The sequence below is a fragment of the Catenibacterium mitsuokai genome (assembly GCF_025148785.1).
GTDB lineage: Bacteria > Bacillota_I > Bacilli_A > Erysipelotrichales > Coprobacillaceae > Catenibacterium > Catenibacterium mitsuoka.
This window is the reverse complement of sequence record NZ_CP102271.1, coordinates 1,115,613-1,132,515: the sequence shown is the minus strand read 5'-3', so window position 1 is coordinate 1,132,515 and position 16,903 is coordinate 1,115,613. Positions and strand designations below refer to the sequence as shown.

9 protein-coding genes and 1 other annotated feature (1 of these 10 running past the window's edge) are annotated in these 16,903 nt (G+C 35.1%); all 9 genes read right to left on the bottom strand.

What is annotated here, in order from left to right; translation table 11 throughout:
• Nucleotides 1-85 precede the first annotated feature (85 nt).
• The 9 genes from NQ499_RS05645 to NQ499_RS05605 all read right to left on the bottom strand — a co-directional run bounded on the left by NQ499_RS05645 (nucleotide 86) and on the right by NQ499_RS05605 (nucleotide 16,749).
• Nucleotides 86-394, bottom strand: a complete 309-nt coding sequence (locus NQ499_RS05645) for a PqqD family protein (RefSeq protein WP_006504572.1) — start codon at nucleotides 392-394, stop codon at nucleotides 86-88.
• Complete coding sequence (locus tag NQ499_RS05640) at nucleotides 394-2,262, bottom strand: polysaccharide biosynthesis protein (protein WP_040389585.1); 1,869 nt, start codon at nucleotides 2,260-2,262, stop codon at nucleotides 394-396. The genes NQ499_RS05645 and NQ499_RS05640 overlap by 1 nt, the downstream gene beginning before the upstream one ends.
• Nucleotides 2,263-2,578: 316 nt before the next feature.
• Entirely contained in the window at nucleotides 2,579-4,033 is a 1,455-nt protein-coding gene (locus tag NQ499_RS05635; RefSeq protein WP_006504574.1) for an LCP family protein, read from the bottom strand.
• A 15-nt stretch (nucleotides 4,034-4,048) separates the two neighbouring features.
• The gene (locus NQ499_RS05630; protein WP_006504575.1) at nucleotides 4,049-5,242 is read right to left on the bottom strand and encodes a nucleotidyltransferase domain-containing protein; all 1,194 of its coding nucleotides are present in this window, start codon (nucleotides 5,240-5,242) and stop codon (nucleotides 4,049-4,051) included.
• Nucleotides 5,243-5,349: 107 nt separating this feature from the next.
• The gene (locus NQ499_RS05625) at nucleotides 5,350-10,590 is read right to left on the bottom strand and encodes a beta-N-acetylglucosaminidase domain-containing protein (RefSeq protein WP_238319811.1); all 5,241 of its coding nucleotides are present in this window, start codon (nucleotides 10,588-10,590) and stop codon (nucleotides 5,350-5,352) included.
• Between the two features lie 217 nt (nucleotides 10,591-10,807).
• Nucleotides 10,808-11,632, bottom strand: coding sequence for a PRD domain-containing protein (locus NQ499_RS05620; RefSeq protein WP_006504577.1), 825 nt, complete (start codon nucleotides 11,630-11,632; stop codon nucleotides 10,808-10,810).
• Between the two features lie 11 nt (nucleotides 11,633-11,643).
• Entirely contained in the window at nucleotides 11,644-13,152 is a 1,509-nt protein-coding gene (gene nagE / locus NQ499_RS05615; RefSeq protein ID WP_006504578.1) for an N-acetylglucosamine-specific PTS transporter subunit IIBC, read from the bottom strand.
• A 177-nt stretch (nucleotides 13,153-13,329) separates the two neighbouring features.
• A complete protein-coding gene (locus NQ499_RS05610) occupies nucleotides 13,330-14,487 on the bottom strand; it encodes an MFS transporter (RefSeq protein ID WP_006504579.1) in 1,158 nt (385 codons plus the stop codon).
• A 555-nt stretch (nucleotides 14,488-15,042) separates the two neighbouring features.
• Entirely contained in the window at nucleotides 15,043-16,749 is a 1,707-nt protein-coding gene (locus NQ499_RS05605) for a carbon starvation CstA family protein (protein ID WP_006504580.1), read from the bottom strand.
• Between the two features lie 73 nt (nucleotides 16,750-16,822).
• Nucleotides 16,823-16,903 (bottom strand) — a binding site (T-box leader); it runs 154 nt beyond the window's last position.

The following is a 16,903-nucleotide window of genomic DNA, read 5'->3' as shown; positions in this document are numbered from 1 at the left end:
TTAACACAAAAAAATAATTTACACAATCAGCTAAATCAATCACAAATTTTAACAACATATATATGTGAAAATAAAAAGAAGTTGATTATTCAACTTCCTTGATTAAACCATGAGCGACAAAATCGTTGATGAATGACAATACATCAATTCTGATTGTTCCTTCAGGGTCTTCATATTCTTTATATACTTCATCTAATACTTCATCATAAGTCACTGGATGATCAAAGAGTTTCCATAAGAAGACACTTGTTTCATTCAATGAAATAATAGAATTAGATAATTCTGTATTTTCTCCTACTGGTACAAGAACGGCTTCACCGGCAATTTCTCTTAAGATGAAATCTTCATCTCTGATGAACTTGATACCATGTATATCTCTTGTATTCTGTTCCATTATTTTCCCCCTAATTCTGGATGATAAGTAGAGACAATTTTCTGTACTTCATCACGGATTGCATCTTGATGCATATCATCAATCGTACCTCTTAGATGATGTAACTTTTCAAAATAAACTTCTTCATCAAAATCTAGAGGATGACCAATGAAAATAGAACCATTCTCGGTCTTCTGTAACCCTTCTTCATCCATTAATAATTCTTCATAAAGTTTTTCACCAGGTCTTAGTCCTGTATAGATGATTGGGATATCTACATCAGGAGTAAAGCCAGATAACTTGATTAGATTTCTTGCCAGATCATCAATCTTGACTGGTTCTCCCATATCTAGGACGAATATTTCTCCACCTTTCGCAAATATACCTGCCTGCATAACAAGTGATACAGCTTCTGGAATAGTCATGAAATAACGGATAATATTCTTATCAGTCACTGTCACAGGTCCACCATGTGCAATCTGCTTCTTAAATAAAGGAATAACAGAACCATTAGATCCTAATACATTCCCAAATCTTACAGCTGTAAATACCGTACGAGAATGACGGCTGTATGCCTGAATAATCATCTCGCACATACGTTTACTTGCCCCCATGATATTGGTTGGATTAACTGCTTTATCTGTAGAAATCTGTACAAAACGCTTAACATGATACTTGTCTGCAGCTCTTACGACATTCAAAGTACCAAAGACATTGTTTTTAATTGCTTCATTAGGAGAATCCTCCATAAGTGGTACATGCTTATGGGCGGCTGCATGATACACTACTTCTGGTCTTAATTCATTAAATAAGGCATCAATCTTTTCTCCATCACGAATAGATGCAATACGTACATCTAGCTGCAATTCTGGATGTGCATTTCTTAATTCCATCTGAATATCATAGGCATTATTCTCATAAATATCTACAATAATCAATTTGCTTGGATGTCTCGCAGCGACCTGTCTACATAACTCACTACCAATAGATCCTCCGCCGCCAGTCACCATAACTGTTCTATTTTCTACATATGAGGCAATCTGATTCATATTAACTGAAATCGGATCTCTTCCTAGAAGGTCTTCAATCTCAACATTTCTAAGCTTAGAAACCTTCACTTCCCCATTCATCAACTGATAAATACCTGGCAGAATCTTGATCTTACATCCTGTATCATTACAGATATTCATCAATTCTCTTCTTTGATTGATAGATACAGATGGTAATGCAATATAAATCTCATCGACCTCATACTTCTTAACCATCTCTCCAATGACATCCCTATCACCCACAATCGGTACATCATTCATATAATAACCCTGTTTAAGTGGATCATCATCAATGAAGCATACAACCTTCATTGGAAGATGAGAACTTCTCTTGATTTCTCTAAGAAGCACATTACCTGCTTCCCCAGCTCCTATAATCATTACATTGATTAAATGCTTGTCCTGTTCAAATAGTGGACTGTCATTTTTCATTGAACGCATTCCACGATATAAGAAACGCAAAGTAGAACTCAATATAAGAAGCATACATGGTTCAAGAATATACCATGAACGTGGCAGTTCTACCCTTAATACAAATACATAGAGGAGCATTCTGAAAAAATCAGAGCAGATAACTGCTAGAAGCAATCGTCTGACCTCTATAATAGAAGCATACCTCCACATACTTTTATAAAGCCTAAATACATAATAAACAACAAGCGTAATTAATATATCAATTCCAATAATCTTTAAATAGTTATTCCATACCCACCAATCAATTTTGAACTCCATTCTTGTAAAAATGGCTACAAACGAAGCAAGTACGGTAAACATCGCATCTAAGATCATCAAGAACAACATACGCTGATACATCACTCGATTCTCTTTAAACCTGTGCATTTTATCCCTTCCTTTTTTTGTCAACGTACAAATTACCATTTATTTGTAAACTCGTCAATATACCCTACATAAAACCTTTATATATTGCATCAAATTCCAATTACTATTATACCCTATATTTATATAGGATGATATGTGTAAAGGCTTGATAAAACCTATTTAGAGGTGTTTAAGTATTTTTTTATACAACTTTATAGTTTTAAATATCTGTATACTACTATTTAGTCTGTAAAAAACTTTATTTGTACTATTTTTAACTGTACATCCACGGACATATAAAACCTATTGTTTATGAAAAAAGCAGACCAAAGTCTGCTTATTGTACCGTGAAGCTTTCACCCTTCAACATCTTCTTAATATATTCTTTATTCTGTTTAACGCTATTTTCATCAGGAATCATATAATACAAGTTTGTGTTAGGCATATAATAGCCACCCTTCATCATCTTACCACTACCTGATACCATAGATTTCTGGAATGACCATTCAGCACCAGTATTAAGCTGATCATTGGCCACACGCGCCATTTCATTCATTGGCATATCAGTGACGAATGTACCATCAATCGCATTGAGAATATCAGTATAATGAGTAATGATGGCAGGAGAAGCCATTTTCTTAATAATAGCCTGCAATACATCCTGCTGGTTCTGTGCTCTATGACGATCACCACTCATATAGGCATGACGTTCTCTTGAGAATGATAGAGCCATCTGACCATTCATATGGTTCCAGCCTTCTTTAATAGGCTGTCCTGTCCAGGCTTCTAAGTTCTTATCAGAATAAACATCAATACCACCTAAGGCATCTACAACTTTAACCAATGATTCAAAGTTCACACGTGCATAATAGCTGATATCAACATCTAAGAACTTTTCTACAGTCTTTACAGTATTCTGTGTACCTGTCAAACCAGAATGTGTTAATTTATCCTTCGCTTTCGCATCGGCAAGAGTTACCCATGCATCACGAGGAATACTTGTCACAAGTACCTGATGAGCAGGGACATTGATTGTCATCAAGATATTAACGTCACTACGTGATACTTCCTGAACACTACCACGAGAGTCAATACCTGAAATATAAACACAGAATGGATCTTTTAAGATATCGAGTGTCTTTTCTTCTTTAATCTTATTATAAGATTTAAACTTACAGCTCCAGATGACTCTTGTATCCTTGTCGAATGACTCTTTGTATTCATTCACGAGTGTACGAGATCCTTCATTCATAAGAATAGCATCTGCCTGTTTATTATAAAGTGCATCCACAACTGCTTCTACGCCATATAATTCACTAATACCATAACTCGATACTTTTTTACTTAGTCTATCTAAGGCTTCATTGATCTTTGTTCCATTAGGATTATAAGCCACTGTCTTATTTAAGATATCTTCAGCCTTATAATAAGGACTTTCCTTCTTTACAACTAAAGAATATGTGACATAATCGTATTCACTTGTCACCTGATTAACAGCCGCCTTACCTGTTTGAATAAATACACAGCACACAAGTAAGAAGATACTAATAACTACAGAAATAATCTTACCAATAAGTGGTCTGATCTGAACATTTCTAGATTCAATAGAACTAGGTTTTGCGAATAAATACATAAGTAATGTAAGAATTGCAAGGAATGCCCCTATCACTATTAAGAAACGCATTGGTAAGATATTAACTAACGCAATACTTACCACAAGTATAATACTTAATACTGCCTGTATACCGATAATAAATCGATGATCAGTTATGAAATTCAATATTTTCTTCATCTTTGTCCCTCACTTCTATTTGATGATCTTATATTCTTTCATTAAAGCGACACGTTCTTTCCCTATCTTAATTGTCTCTGTCGCTTTATTATCTTCTCTTGATGAAGATTCCTTCATATATGTCACTATACGTGAGAACCATGCAATAGGCAATAAATAACCATGCTTTTCTAGATAAGGATATCTTCCTACTAGGTCCTTACGACTTGGGAAGAGTGTACTTCTTAAAGAAGCATGGGCTTTTTTACCTTGTGCATCTAAAGTAATCGCTTCGAGTGTCATATTAGCTGAATGCTTACGGCTCATAGAACTATTACCATATACCCCTGCATCAAGTATATCTTCTAATAAGTGATCCATATTCTCACTTAATTCTAAATACTTATCTGGAATAGGTGCATCGTGTAAATACTTCTTACCAATAGATAATAATGTTGCCCCAAAGACTTCTAGATGAATCTTCTTAAGATCATTAAAAATAGAGTCATAATCAATCTCATAATGAGAGGCAAACATCATAATATCTGCGACCTGTCTAATACCTACACCACTATGAAGGAAGTGTTTAAAGGCATGAAGTATAAGAAATAAGAAATGATCTGTTGGACACATAGTCGATACTTCCACACCCTCTATCACTTCAACAGTACGTCTCTCATGGGCTTTTTCAAAGAACTGATTCCATGACCCATAAGCAACTGATTCTTCCTGGAAAAGTGTCTTATGAAGTTCTATATAAAGTGAACTTCCCTTTAACTGATAAGGGACTTCATAAGGTTCTAAATCATCTCCTGTTACTAAATTATGTTCAGTGAAGAACTGGTGGTAAGTAGGAAATAAATCTTTAGTAATCAATAAGTCCTCATCCCCTGATACTCTTTCATCAGGAATAGGATAAAGTTTTCTTGCAATAATACCCTTTACCACTAATGGATAAAGCTTTGCTTCATTCATCTTACTAACAAGCTGTAAGAAATCTCTTGTAGAAAGTGCCTGAGTCATAGCTGCACGCATAGAAATAGCTTTGACCTGTGGGTTCACACCCTGAGATTTATAGACTGCTTCATAAACCAAAGGTAATATTTGATGAATTTGTGCAAGATTATATAATTCTGATAATTCTTCTTGTGAAAGTGGTTCCCATTCAACACTCTCACCCTTTAAAGAAGCACTTAATGCTTCTAATAGTTTTTCTTGTATTTCTGTCATATCAATTCCCCTAATGAGACTATTTTATAATAAAAATACAATTACTGCAAATCACCTTCGCAAAAAGGCAAAAAAAGAAGAACCTCTTGCGAAGTTCTTCCCTTATCTTATGCTTCTTTCTTCTTTAGAAGAACATAACCTAATAATGAAATCATAGTAAAGAATGCAGCGAAACCTAACATAGTAGAATCACCAGTCTGTGGTTTTTTGTTTGGTTTAGTTGTTTCAGTACCAGTTCCAGGTTTAGAAGGAGTTTCAGGTTTAGAAGGTGTAGATGGTTTAGAAGGAGTTTCTGGAGTGATTTCAGGGTTCTTTTCTAACTGAGCCATCGCATCACTTAACTTCTTAGTAAGTGCATCTACTTCTTCCTGAGTTAATTCTTCTTTATTTTCTAGTTCTTCCTCAATAGCCTTGATAACTTCTAATAAGTTCTTATAGCTCTTTTGTGTATATAACTTACTATCTGTATTCTTAGCCTGAGCAAGTAATAGATCAAGTTCAGCAGTATTGCCTCTTCTTACAAGTTTCTTAGAAGCTACATCTAACTTTTCAGTTAATGCAGTGATTTCTTCACTTGTATGTTCCGCCTTTAATGCTTCCTTAACTTCTTCTAATACTGGCAAGAATGCCTTATAGCTAGAAGCTGTATAGTCTTCTTCCTTGAATGAAGCGACTTTATTTTCTAATACCTTAACTTCTGCATCAGATGCCTTTAATACAAGGTTCTTTCTTGCTTCCTGAAGTAAAGCATAAGCATCTTCTATTTCAGAAACAGTTGCATCTTCTTTATTTAAGATATCTTCTGCTTTCTTTAATGCTTCCTGGAAAGGTTTTACTGTAGAAGTCAAGTAAAGTGAAGTATCAAGAGTCTTCAAATTATTAGAATCGATATAGTCTCTTAATGTCTTCTTGCTGATAGAAGCCTTCGTAACAAGAGCAGCTTTCGCATTACGTAATGCTTCTAACATTTCATTGACTTCATCAACAGATGCATCCTTGTTCTTAGCAAGTTTTTCAGCATCTGCTTTTACTTTCATAAGAGCGTTATAGCTTTCTTCAGTATAGTCATCCTTTGAAAGCTTTTCTAATGCCTTGATTTCTGCTTCTAATGCTTTGACATCACCACGAGCCACTAATGCATCATAAGAGGCTTTAAGGTGAGCTTTTGCTTCTTCTAATGCATCCTTTTCACCCGTCTGAGTGTTATAAACATTAAGTGCAGCAGCTCTAGCAGTCTTATATGCTTCATAAGTTGCAGTCGTGTACTTATCTTCTTCAACCTTTAATGAATCGATATAATCCTTAAGATTCTTAGCACATTCACTCTTGAATTCATCATCAGTTAAGCGGATGATTTCAGAAATTGTAGGAATACTATTTTCTTCCCATTCAAACTTTAACTTATAAACATTACCACGAGGTACATAGAATTCATTAAGTGACTTTCTTAAAGTACCTAACTGAATCCATTCCTTATCTTCTTCAGGAACGTTACGTGTAGTCACTTCTTTATCAATTAATGCATATACCTTAGCATTACTGATTTCACCCTTCTGGATAATGTTGAATTTCTTCACATTTAATCTATCAGAAAGAGTATAAGTTAAGTAACCTGCTTTATTTGAACCAGGCTTATAAGAAGTTAATAGGTCACCATCAATCATATACTGAGGCTTGTAACCTTTTGCTTCTGTTACATTAGATTCAAATGTAGGGTCATTGTCTTCTGGTGCATATTCACCATCATTGATCATGATTTCGTTGAATACAACAGCTCTATTGTTGTTAGATGCAGTAAATAAGATTCTTAAGTAACGAGCTGGTACATGATTGGCAGTACCTGATACATAAACCTTATTTGGATATGTACTAGATGCCTTATATCCTGCATCAGAATCGATACACTGAACACCTGCATCACCAATGTTTTCGACACCATCACCAATTGTCACAACATCTGTCCAGTTTTCTAAATCACTCGAAACACTAATAGTAGCATCTCTGATATAGTTAACGGCACTATCCTGACAATACATAGCAAGCTTATCGATATTTCTCATCTGACCTAAGTCATAGATGATATACTGACCCTTCTGTGGAAGGTCACCAAATTCAGTTGTAGAATCAATGTTGCCATCAAATGCAGCACCATTGTTTCTAGTGTCTTCTGCTACACCCCAAGATGGGTTGATAGTCATTGTTGTCTTATATAAGTATGGTGCAGTGACTTCTGTAGAATGTACTACAAACTTATTAAGAGTTAACTTAACATCAGAACTCTTCTTATTGATTAAACGTACATAACGTGCATCTGGAAGATTGTTGTTTAAATCAGTGACTTCTACCCAATCATGAGCGTTCACTGATGCTTCAACAACAACATCACCAGTATAATCAAGTTCTAACTGTTTTAAGTCTTTAACACGTGCTAACTTTACACCTACATACTGTTTAGGTGCTAAAGTCATTTCTTTTGTATACACTAAAGCAGTCTGGTCTAGTGTACTCTTAGAATGTAACTTATAGTCTGTATTTGTATAAACAGCTTTGTCATCATATTCATTGACTACATCAGTATGGTTGAATGTCTTTACCTTCCACCAATAACCTGCTGTATTACTTGAAAGATGTAATTCAAGGTTTCTTACACGAATTGCCTTAGCAGTCAAATCCTGGTCTTCAACATTTAAATGAACAGTAGCATCACCTGCATATTCTTTTAATGTCTTCCAGTTAGTACCATCAACACTATATTCTAATGCATATCTAGTAATCTTATCAGTACCACTATCCTGTACGAAGTTGATAGTACCTAGCTTCTTAGGATTATTGAATGTAAGAGTCACTGCAGCATCTACTGGAATATAGTCCTTGATTTCTCCTGCTTTATATGGAGATTCTGCAAAATGCGCATATGTAGATTCATTATCATCTAATAAGTTATCTAATGAACCACCCTTTACACCAATCTTAGTCATAGATAATGTACCCTTATCAGTGCTTGATGAAGGAGTAGTTGTTGGGTTAACTAAGATATCTCTTACACCTAACCAAGTGTTACTCTTATCTTCAGTTGCAATCATACGGATACCCTTAACACCCTTAAGGTTAAGGTCTGTTAATTCTACATTGTTTGGTAAGTCATATTCTGTGTCATTGACATCCGTCCAGTTCTTACCATCCGTTGTATACTGTACTTTCGCTTTTAAGAATGTATCTCTAGGGTTAGAGTTCGCACCCATTCTAAAGATTACATGGTTCACATCAATAGCCTTAGAATACTTGATACCTACATAAGTACCTGTAGAGATACTATTAGGGCTCTTATAAACTAATTCTGTAGAAGCATTACCATCAAAGATGTTATCTTCTTTGCCTGCTGGTGTATCTTCACGGTTAGTAATATACTTCGCAATCTGCTTATCTGGATTAACAATTGTAGATGCAATTTCAGATAAGTATGAATCAAGTGATTTAATGAATGGGACAATATGCTGTACACCTACTTCAGCATATTCTAAATGATCCACATAGTGGAAACCATAAGACTTACTCTTTTCAAAAGCAGCCTGTGCTGTTGAATAGTAATCCCAGATAGTTGCATTGTCTTCTTCATTCTGTGCAGCTTTAATACCTTTAATATAGTTTAAAGCAGCATTTGTTGTATCATCCCAGCAGTTTAACCAGTAAACAATCTGAGACTTGATTCTTTCGTTACCGCTTTCACGATAAGTCTTAGATGCATTCTGTAATACTGTAAAGGCATTGATTAATTCATCAAATTCTTCATCAGAAATCTTTTCACCTTTAGTTACTTTAGTCTTGAATGCTTGAAGCTTATCTCTTAATTCAACAGATTCTTCTAAGCGAGTCACTCTGCTATCCATGTTCTGGTTGATCATATGCTTAGATAATTCTCTTAAAGCCGTTGAAGCGGCTGTTTCTTCATAACCATTATGATCCACATATTTGAATGAAGCATTATAGCACTTATTTGCTTCTTCTTCAGTCTGCCAGATATTCCATGAATAACATGCATTACCGAATATTGCAACCTTACTTGGTTCAGACTGCTGCATTGGGTTTAATACAATACCCTGTATCTTAGAAGGATCAACACCTGGATGAAGGAATGTTGTATAACCACCCATGATTAGATGCTTCTTAGAGTTATCAGTACATGGCCAGTTGATCCACATATAAGGACCACGACCTGCAGTATTAGTGAATGATGATGTGAAGTTGTTTGTTACTTCACCCCATACACGTCCACCAGTCATGATAATCTGTACGTTTTCAGGGAAATTACGGTAGTATGACTGACCATAACCCATATATTCCTGAGTACAGAATGGTAATGTGAGCTTTAAGCCAGGGTAAGAAGGCTGTAATTCTTTAAGCCAGTTAGACATATCTGTCAATGTTCTTGTATAATTAGCGCCACCTACGTTGCCCGCATCGTCTGCAAGAATTGCAATCTGACGAACACCAGCATCAATAACCTGTTTAAACTTAGCCTGCATAACCTTGAGGTCAGCCTGATAGTTTTCTTCAGAGTTATAACGTATAGCGTGATTCATATAAGGATGTAAGGCAAATACGAAACGGCATTTAGATTTGTTTCCAGCCTCAGCAAGTGGTTTGATCTTTGTTTCAATTTCCTGATCAGTATAAAGTTCACGCCACTTAGCATTATGCTTTGGATCATCTTTAGGAGCATAGAAATATGAGTTAAGCTTATAATAGCCACCCCATTCCATCAATTTACAACGATCTTCTGTTGACCATGGATTACCATAATAACCTTCAATAAAACCACGGCTTGCAACATCCGCATAGTCTTCGATAGAGAAGTTTCTAATTGTTTTCCCCTCTACCTGCTTAAAAATGTGATATAAGCTTGTAAGGCCATAAAAAGCAGCATCTGTATCTTTACCTAAGATAGAAATAGTGCCCTTATCTGACTTTAAAGCATATGAATCAAGCTTATCAAATAAGCCTGAAGTAGAATAAGAACCAAAATGCTGATCTACATATTGGTTAGAATTCTTAATACCAACAAGAATGTTTGTCTTTCCCGCTTTCTTTTCGCTAGAAACACTTGCACTCATGCCTTTTAATGCAAGAACTTCATTAAGTCTTGCTTTTGTATCAGCATCAATACCATCTTCATAGACAACATTGACCTGATTTGTCATTTCATAATCCCCATTTGAATAGCTCATTGTATGAGGATTAGGATAGACTTCATACCCTGTATCTGCCTGTACAGCCATTGGAAAAGCAGATACACAGCCTAATGCAACAAGAAAACTTACTGCATAAGTAATGACTTTCTTTCCTTTCATCATGTTCTCCTTTCTTTTATATTTTTTCTCATTTTATGCTCCTTGAAAATTGTAAAATGAGTATTCAACATGGATTTTTACAAAAAATAAAGACCAAATAAAGTATGACAAAAAAGGTGTCATAATCTTTATTTGGTCTTGCCTGCTTAGAGTAACAATCCACATTTACTTGAATAGTATAGCAGTATATTTTTTATATTACAAGCGTTTTCATCAATTATTGCATGATACGTTTAATATGGATGCATAAGAAAGTCTGTTCATCCGGTGATAAATCATATTTATATTTATCTTTAATATGTTTTACAATACGGTTAATGCACATAGATAATCTTAGATTCTCTTTTAAGAGTTCTCTGATATCCTCTGTTGTGTCTTTTAGGTTGATTTCCTGTCCTGTGAAGATACGTTCAGCTAAGTATTTGAGATGAGTAGAAAGTCTTGCATAGCTTAAAGACTGTGGTGAAAGAGTGATCTTCATACTATTTTCAATAATACCGATAATATCTGTCACAAAGCTCATGATCTTAGTCGCATTATGCGTATTATTGTCCATAGAGAAGTTAACAAGATGCAATGCGATATAATTGGCTTCTTCTATATCTAAAGTTATACCTGTCTTTTTCTTAATATAACTTAATGCCCATAAGCCAATTTCATATTCATCTTTATAAAGAACACTGACATCTCCAAGTACGACATAAGGCAGTTTGATATTTTCTACCTTGCGTTTTAACGCGAATGAGATATGATCAGTCATTGTTAGGAATATTTCTCCATAATAACGTGAACGAAGTTTCTTAATCGCACGTGAGACAATCTGATTGGTAATTTCATAACAGTCTGGAGAGATATTATCTTCTCTTTCTAATCTTTTATGTGGATTTTCCTTAAACAGATAAGTCTTCTCAATTTTTTGAGAATCTACGACATCCCCTACTTTCTTCTGAAAGCCAATACCTGAACCGGTTAAAATAATGTCACCTAGTTCTGGAGAAATAGCGGCAACACTATTATTATTGAAGATCTTGATTATTCTCATAATATTCCCCTTTACATTAATATATCGTTCATCGCATCTGCTATAAACTGAGCATGTGTACCAACAAGTATCTGCACATAGTGTTCTCCTGCCTCCACCACATGATCAAAGCCTAGACGTGTAATCTCATCTCTATTAATGAGACTTGTATCCTTGACTTCGAGTCTTAAACGTGTAATACATGCGTCTGCAGATAAACAATTACTTCTACCACCAAGTGCTTCTACAAAAGAAATAGCGAGATCATCATAATCAAATGCGAGACTTGTCTTCACTTCTTTTGTTTCTTCTTTCATTCTTCCTGGTGTCATGAGATTAAAATGAAGAATCATACTTCTAAATACGACATAATAGAGTGCACCACAGATAATTCCTAAAGGAATCAAATGAATAGCCTGATAAGAAAATGGTGCCTTAAAACTTAACATATAATCAATAAGCCCTGCAGAAAAGCTAAATCCTGCCAGCCAATGCATACTTGCTGCAATAAACATCATTATACCAGTCATAATAGCATGAGCGATAAAGAGACTTGGTGCTAAGAACATGAAAGAGAATTCCAACGGTTCTGTAATACCTGTCAAAAAAGAAGCAAGTGCTGCAGAGAACATCAATACACCTATTTTCTTTCTATTTTCTTTATCAGCTGATTGATAAATAGCCAATGCACCACAAGGTAAGCCAAACATCATAACAGGGAAAAAGCCTGCTTGATACATACCTGTGATTCCTTTGATTCCACCAGATACTGTGCCCCAGAAACGTCCTATATCATTAATGCCTGCTACATTGAACCAGAATACTGAATTTAATGCATGATGCAGTCCTGTAGGTATAAGTAGTCTATTAAAGAATCCATAGAGACCTGCACTCATTGGTCCTAAATGGGACATCCATGTTCCAAAATGAATAAATGCATCATAAAGCAATGGCCATACATAGATAAATACACCTGCAAAAAGAAGTGTAACTAGACCTGATATAATAGGAATAAATCTCTCACCACTAAAAAATGAAAGAGGTCCTGGCAGTTCAATATGATTAAACTTCTTAAAACAATATGCCACTATAAGTCCTACTATAATACCTATAAAGGCATTACTTGTATCATGAAATGCAAGTGCAACCTTGCTGATATGAAGACCTGATATAAGTGAAATACCTTCGGGTGATAATATTTTAGTAATCATCAGATAATTGATGACAGCTGCAAGAGATAGCGTTGTATTCTTCTTATCTGTCATTCCTATGGCAACTGCAATCGCAAATAGTATAGGAAGATTATCAATCACGACACCACCTGATAATATCAAAAAAGCAGCGAACGGATTATTCACTCCCCATCCCAAAGGGTCAATCCAGTAGCCAATACCTTTTAGTAATGCAGCCAGTGGCATAATGGTCACCGGAAGCATCAGGGATTTCCCTAATTTCTGTAAAAAGTTCAACTCAATCCCCCTCTTCTGTAGTGTATCTACTATTATTATACATTTATTTCTTCCATAACTGTAAAAAATCACATTACTTAAAACATTTTGTTTCTTAAGAAGAAATGAAGAAATACAATAATCATAAAAAAAAGTGTTATATTTTCATAGCGTGGTAATTATATCATTTTTATACCATTATGTAACCCTTTACGCTCATTTTTTGTATTTAATTAATATCATATTAAAAAAAGGAAGATTTCTCTTCCTCTAGTCTTTCATAAATTTATACGTACATACACCAATCAATGCACCAACAAGTGTAACAATCATGGCAAAGATCAGCATACTTGTTAAACCCAATGTATCCTGTAAAACACCACCTAAATAACTTCCTAAGCAGAACCCAAAACCATTAGCCATCATTGTAATAAGTGTCTGTCCTGCCATCTGATCTGCTTCAGACAAGACATCATTACAATAATATGTATAAGTAGCAAAAAGCAATCCATAAGAACATCCCTGGAATACCATACCTATTAATAAGACAAATAGGCTAGGTGCTAAAGCAATCAGAAAGTTTCTAAAGATATACATAATGAGACCAAAGACAATAAGCTTCTCAGGTCCAAATCTTTTCTTTAAGCGATAAGTCATTGTCATGAATGGTGTTTCACTTGCTGCCATAAAGAATATGGCGATACCATAGAACGATGAATCCCCACCTAGCTTCTTAACTATATTAATTAAGTAAGTAGATAAAGAAGTGGCACCTGCAATCGCAAATCCAAACCCTAATAGAAAGAAGAAGAACTTCTTATATTTAGTAATCAAGCCAAATGGATTGGCTGGTTTTTCTGTTGATTCATTCTTAATAGTAGAGTGTGGGAGAATCAACAAATTAATGATAAATAGAATGCTTGAAACAATAAAGACAATATAAATAACAGATGGTTCTAACCATTCTACTAAGTATCCCATTAAAAAGGCACTTGATGCATAAGAGAATGACCCAAGTCCTCTAGCAAGCCCGAAGTTGATATCTGAACCCATCTTTACATAATCCATTGCGAATTGTGATAAGAATGGAACAACACAAGTACTCAAGAATAATAATGCGATATAAAGTACCATAACAATGACTTTAGGGAGTGTGACAAAGTACAGGGCACTAAATGATGCAAATAATATAGCATAGATTCCTAAGATGACATTGTGGGGAGTCAGCTTTTCAAATTGATTCGGTAAGTTAGAGATATTTGCGGAAAGCAAAAGCATCATGATACTTCCCATAGCAGTCACTATCCCTATTTCTGTGTTCGTTAATCCCTTATATTGTAAGAAGATGGCTACATAGCCAAAAATCGTACAGTTAGTGATCCAATATAAGAACTGGATACAATTGTATTTCATTTGTAGGTGTTTCATACTTTTCCTCCTGATAACCTACGCCATTATATCTAAATTAGTTATGCGGTTACAAGGATTTTCAGAAAAAGAAAAATTAAGTATTAGACATCATGTAATCAAAAAGACATGACTCTTAAGAATCATGTCTGAATATTCAAACAAAGTGCCCCGGTTCTAGGAACCAGCATGCTCTACATGACTAGTTATAGAACATGCTTCAGGGCAGTTTGCTGTGTCCGCTCTCTAGACACAAGTCTATTTTAAAAAACATTTTTTCACTCGTCAATACCCTTTTGTAAATTTCTTTCAATATGTAATAGAATTATAGTTATTTATGAATTTAACAATTGAAAAAGTGGCATTTTTTCTCATTTTCATGAGTAAAAAAGTTCTATTTTTGTTATTTTCCTAAGTGTATTAATTGCCTCAATATGAAAATACATTATAATTTCACAACATGTGTAAAGATATTTATTTTGTAAATGATTACATATAATAACATGAGATTCAGACTCTCTCTGACGTTTTCAAAGCTTGAAAAAAAGCCCCTACTAGTAGGGACTTCAGAAATAATTATTCAGCTTTTGAATTTACTAACTTACCAGTTGAATGGAAAGTAATCATAAGACCAAGAGCGACTAATAATACAGCAACGACTAATTGTAGACCATCTGTCATGATCATGAAACCACCAGTTACGAATAACTTCATGCAGATACCATAAATAGCCTGTACTAATGCTGTCATAGTTACAACAAACATTAATACCATTGGTACATATAACATGAAACCTTTTCTTCCAGTAACCTTTAAGAATACAGCAAGTGAGATTAATACCATTGCAGCAAGTAACTGGTTTGCTGAACCGAATAATGGCCAGATGTTAACATATCCGCCTAAGCTTAATAAATAGCCAAAGAAGAGTGAAATGAGTGTAGAGACATATTTATTAGTTAAGACTGATACTAATTGTGATGGTGTTTCTCCTTCTTCTACTTCGAAGAATTCCTGGAAAGACATACGTGAGATTCTAGCAACTGCATCTAATGAAGTTAATGCAAGAGCAGAAACGAACATAGTCATAATACAAAGTCCCCAAGACTGTGGTAAACCAAACTGTGCGACTAAACCAGTTACACCAGCAGAGAACTTAGTGAAAGGTGTAGCAGTATCAGCTAAAGCCATGTTAGCAAGAGCTGTATCTAAGACACCAGTCTGTTTTAAGTTTGGTAATGAACCAACGATGACGATAACTAATACAGCAAGTAATGATTCTAATAACATTGAACCATAACCAACCTGAAGCATATCTTTTTCATTCTTAACCATCTTAGAAGATGTTTCAGAAGATACAAGAGAATGGAAACCAGATACGGCACCACAAGCGATAGTTACAAATAATGTTGGGAATAAGTAACTTCCTGTAGCTGATTTAAATCCAGTGAATGCTGGTACAGTAACAGTTGGGTTACTTAAGAATACACCTACAAATGCAGCAGCAATCATACCGATGAATAAGAATGTAGTTAAGTAGTCACGTGGACCTTTTAATAACCACATTGGCGTAACAGATGCAAAGAAAATATAAACAAATACTAAATAAATCCAAGTAGTTTTAGTTGCATATACAGGGAATTTGATACCCACTGCAAGCATTGCAACGATTAAGACAATTCCAAGTACAACCTTTGGCCAACCTTCTAAGTTAACCTTACGTAATAATAAACCAAATGCCATAGCAACAAATACATAAAGAATAGAGATAGAAGCAGCACTGGCATTAGGTGCAAGCTTAGCTCCTTCAGCACTGAAACCATTGAATGTTCCAGCAACCATATCTGCGAATGCAGCAATAACGATTAATGTGAAGACCCAGCAGAATAAGAAGAATAATTTCTTACCAGTTCTACCAATGTATTTTTCGATGATCTGACCCATTGACTTACCTTCAGATTTAACTGAAGCATAAAGTGCACCGAAGTCCTGTACAGCACCGAAGAATACACCACCGATGACTACCCATAAGAATGCAGGTAACCAGCCAAATACCATAGCCATAACTGGTCCAGTAACTGGTCCAGCCCCAGCGATAGATGAGAACTGATGTGCAAAGACTGACCATTTATTAGTAGGTACAAAGTCTGTGCCATCTTCTTTTGCAACAGCAGGTGTTGTTGCATTAGGATCAATACCCCAAGTTTTTACTAAATAGCGACCATAACATAGATAGGCTACTACTAGGATAAGGGCTGCTAATCCAAGTAAAAGTAAACCATTCATAAATAAATTCCCCCCAGAATTACTTTATACATATAAAACAGATATAAAAAAGGCTTTCGTCTTAGAATGACCTGTCTAAGACGAAAACCTTTGTTTCCGCGGTACCACTTAGATTGTGATTGACATCACCACTTCACATCCCATGAATGCTATT

What these genes read in the sequence shown, in the direction of transcription:
- NQ499_RS05620 (WP_006504577.1), bottom strand. Translation starts at nt 11,632, where the DNA reads ATGAGAATAATCAAGATCTTCAATAATAATAGTGTTGCCGCTATTTCT.
- NQ499_RS05640 (WP_040389585.1), bottom strand. Translation starts at nt 2,262, where the DNA reads ATGCACAGGTTTAAAGAGAATCGAGTGATGTATCAGCGTATGTTGTTC.
- NQ499_RS05635 (WP_006504574.1), bottom strand. Translation starts at nt 4,033, where the DNA reads ATGAAGAAAATATTGAATTTCATAACTGATCATCGATTTATTATCGGT.
- NQ499_RS05645 (WP_006504572.1), bottom strand. Translation starts at nt 394, where the DNA reads ATGGAACAGAATACAAGAGATATACATGGTATCAAGTTCATCAGAGAT.
- NQ499_RS05605 (WP_006504580.1), bottom strand. Translation starts at nt 16,749, where the DNA reads ATGAATGGTTTACTTTTACTTGGATTAGCAGCCCTTATCCTAGTAGTA.
- NQ499_RS05630 (WP_006504575.1), bottom strand. Translation starts at nt 5,242, where the DNA reads ATGACAGAAATACAAGAAAAACTATTAGAAGCATTAAGTGCTTCTTTA.
- NQ499_RS05625 (WP_238319811.1), bottom strand. Translation starts at nt 10,590, where the DNA reads ATGAAAGGAAAGAAAGTCATTACTTATGCAGTAAGTTTTCTTGTTGCA.
- NQ499_RS05610 (WP_006504579.1), bottom strand. Translation starts at nt 14,487, where the DNA reads ATGAAACACCTACAAATGAAATACAATTGTATCCAGTTCTTATATTGG.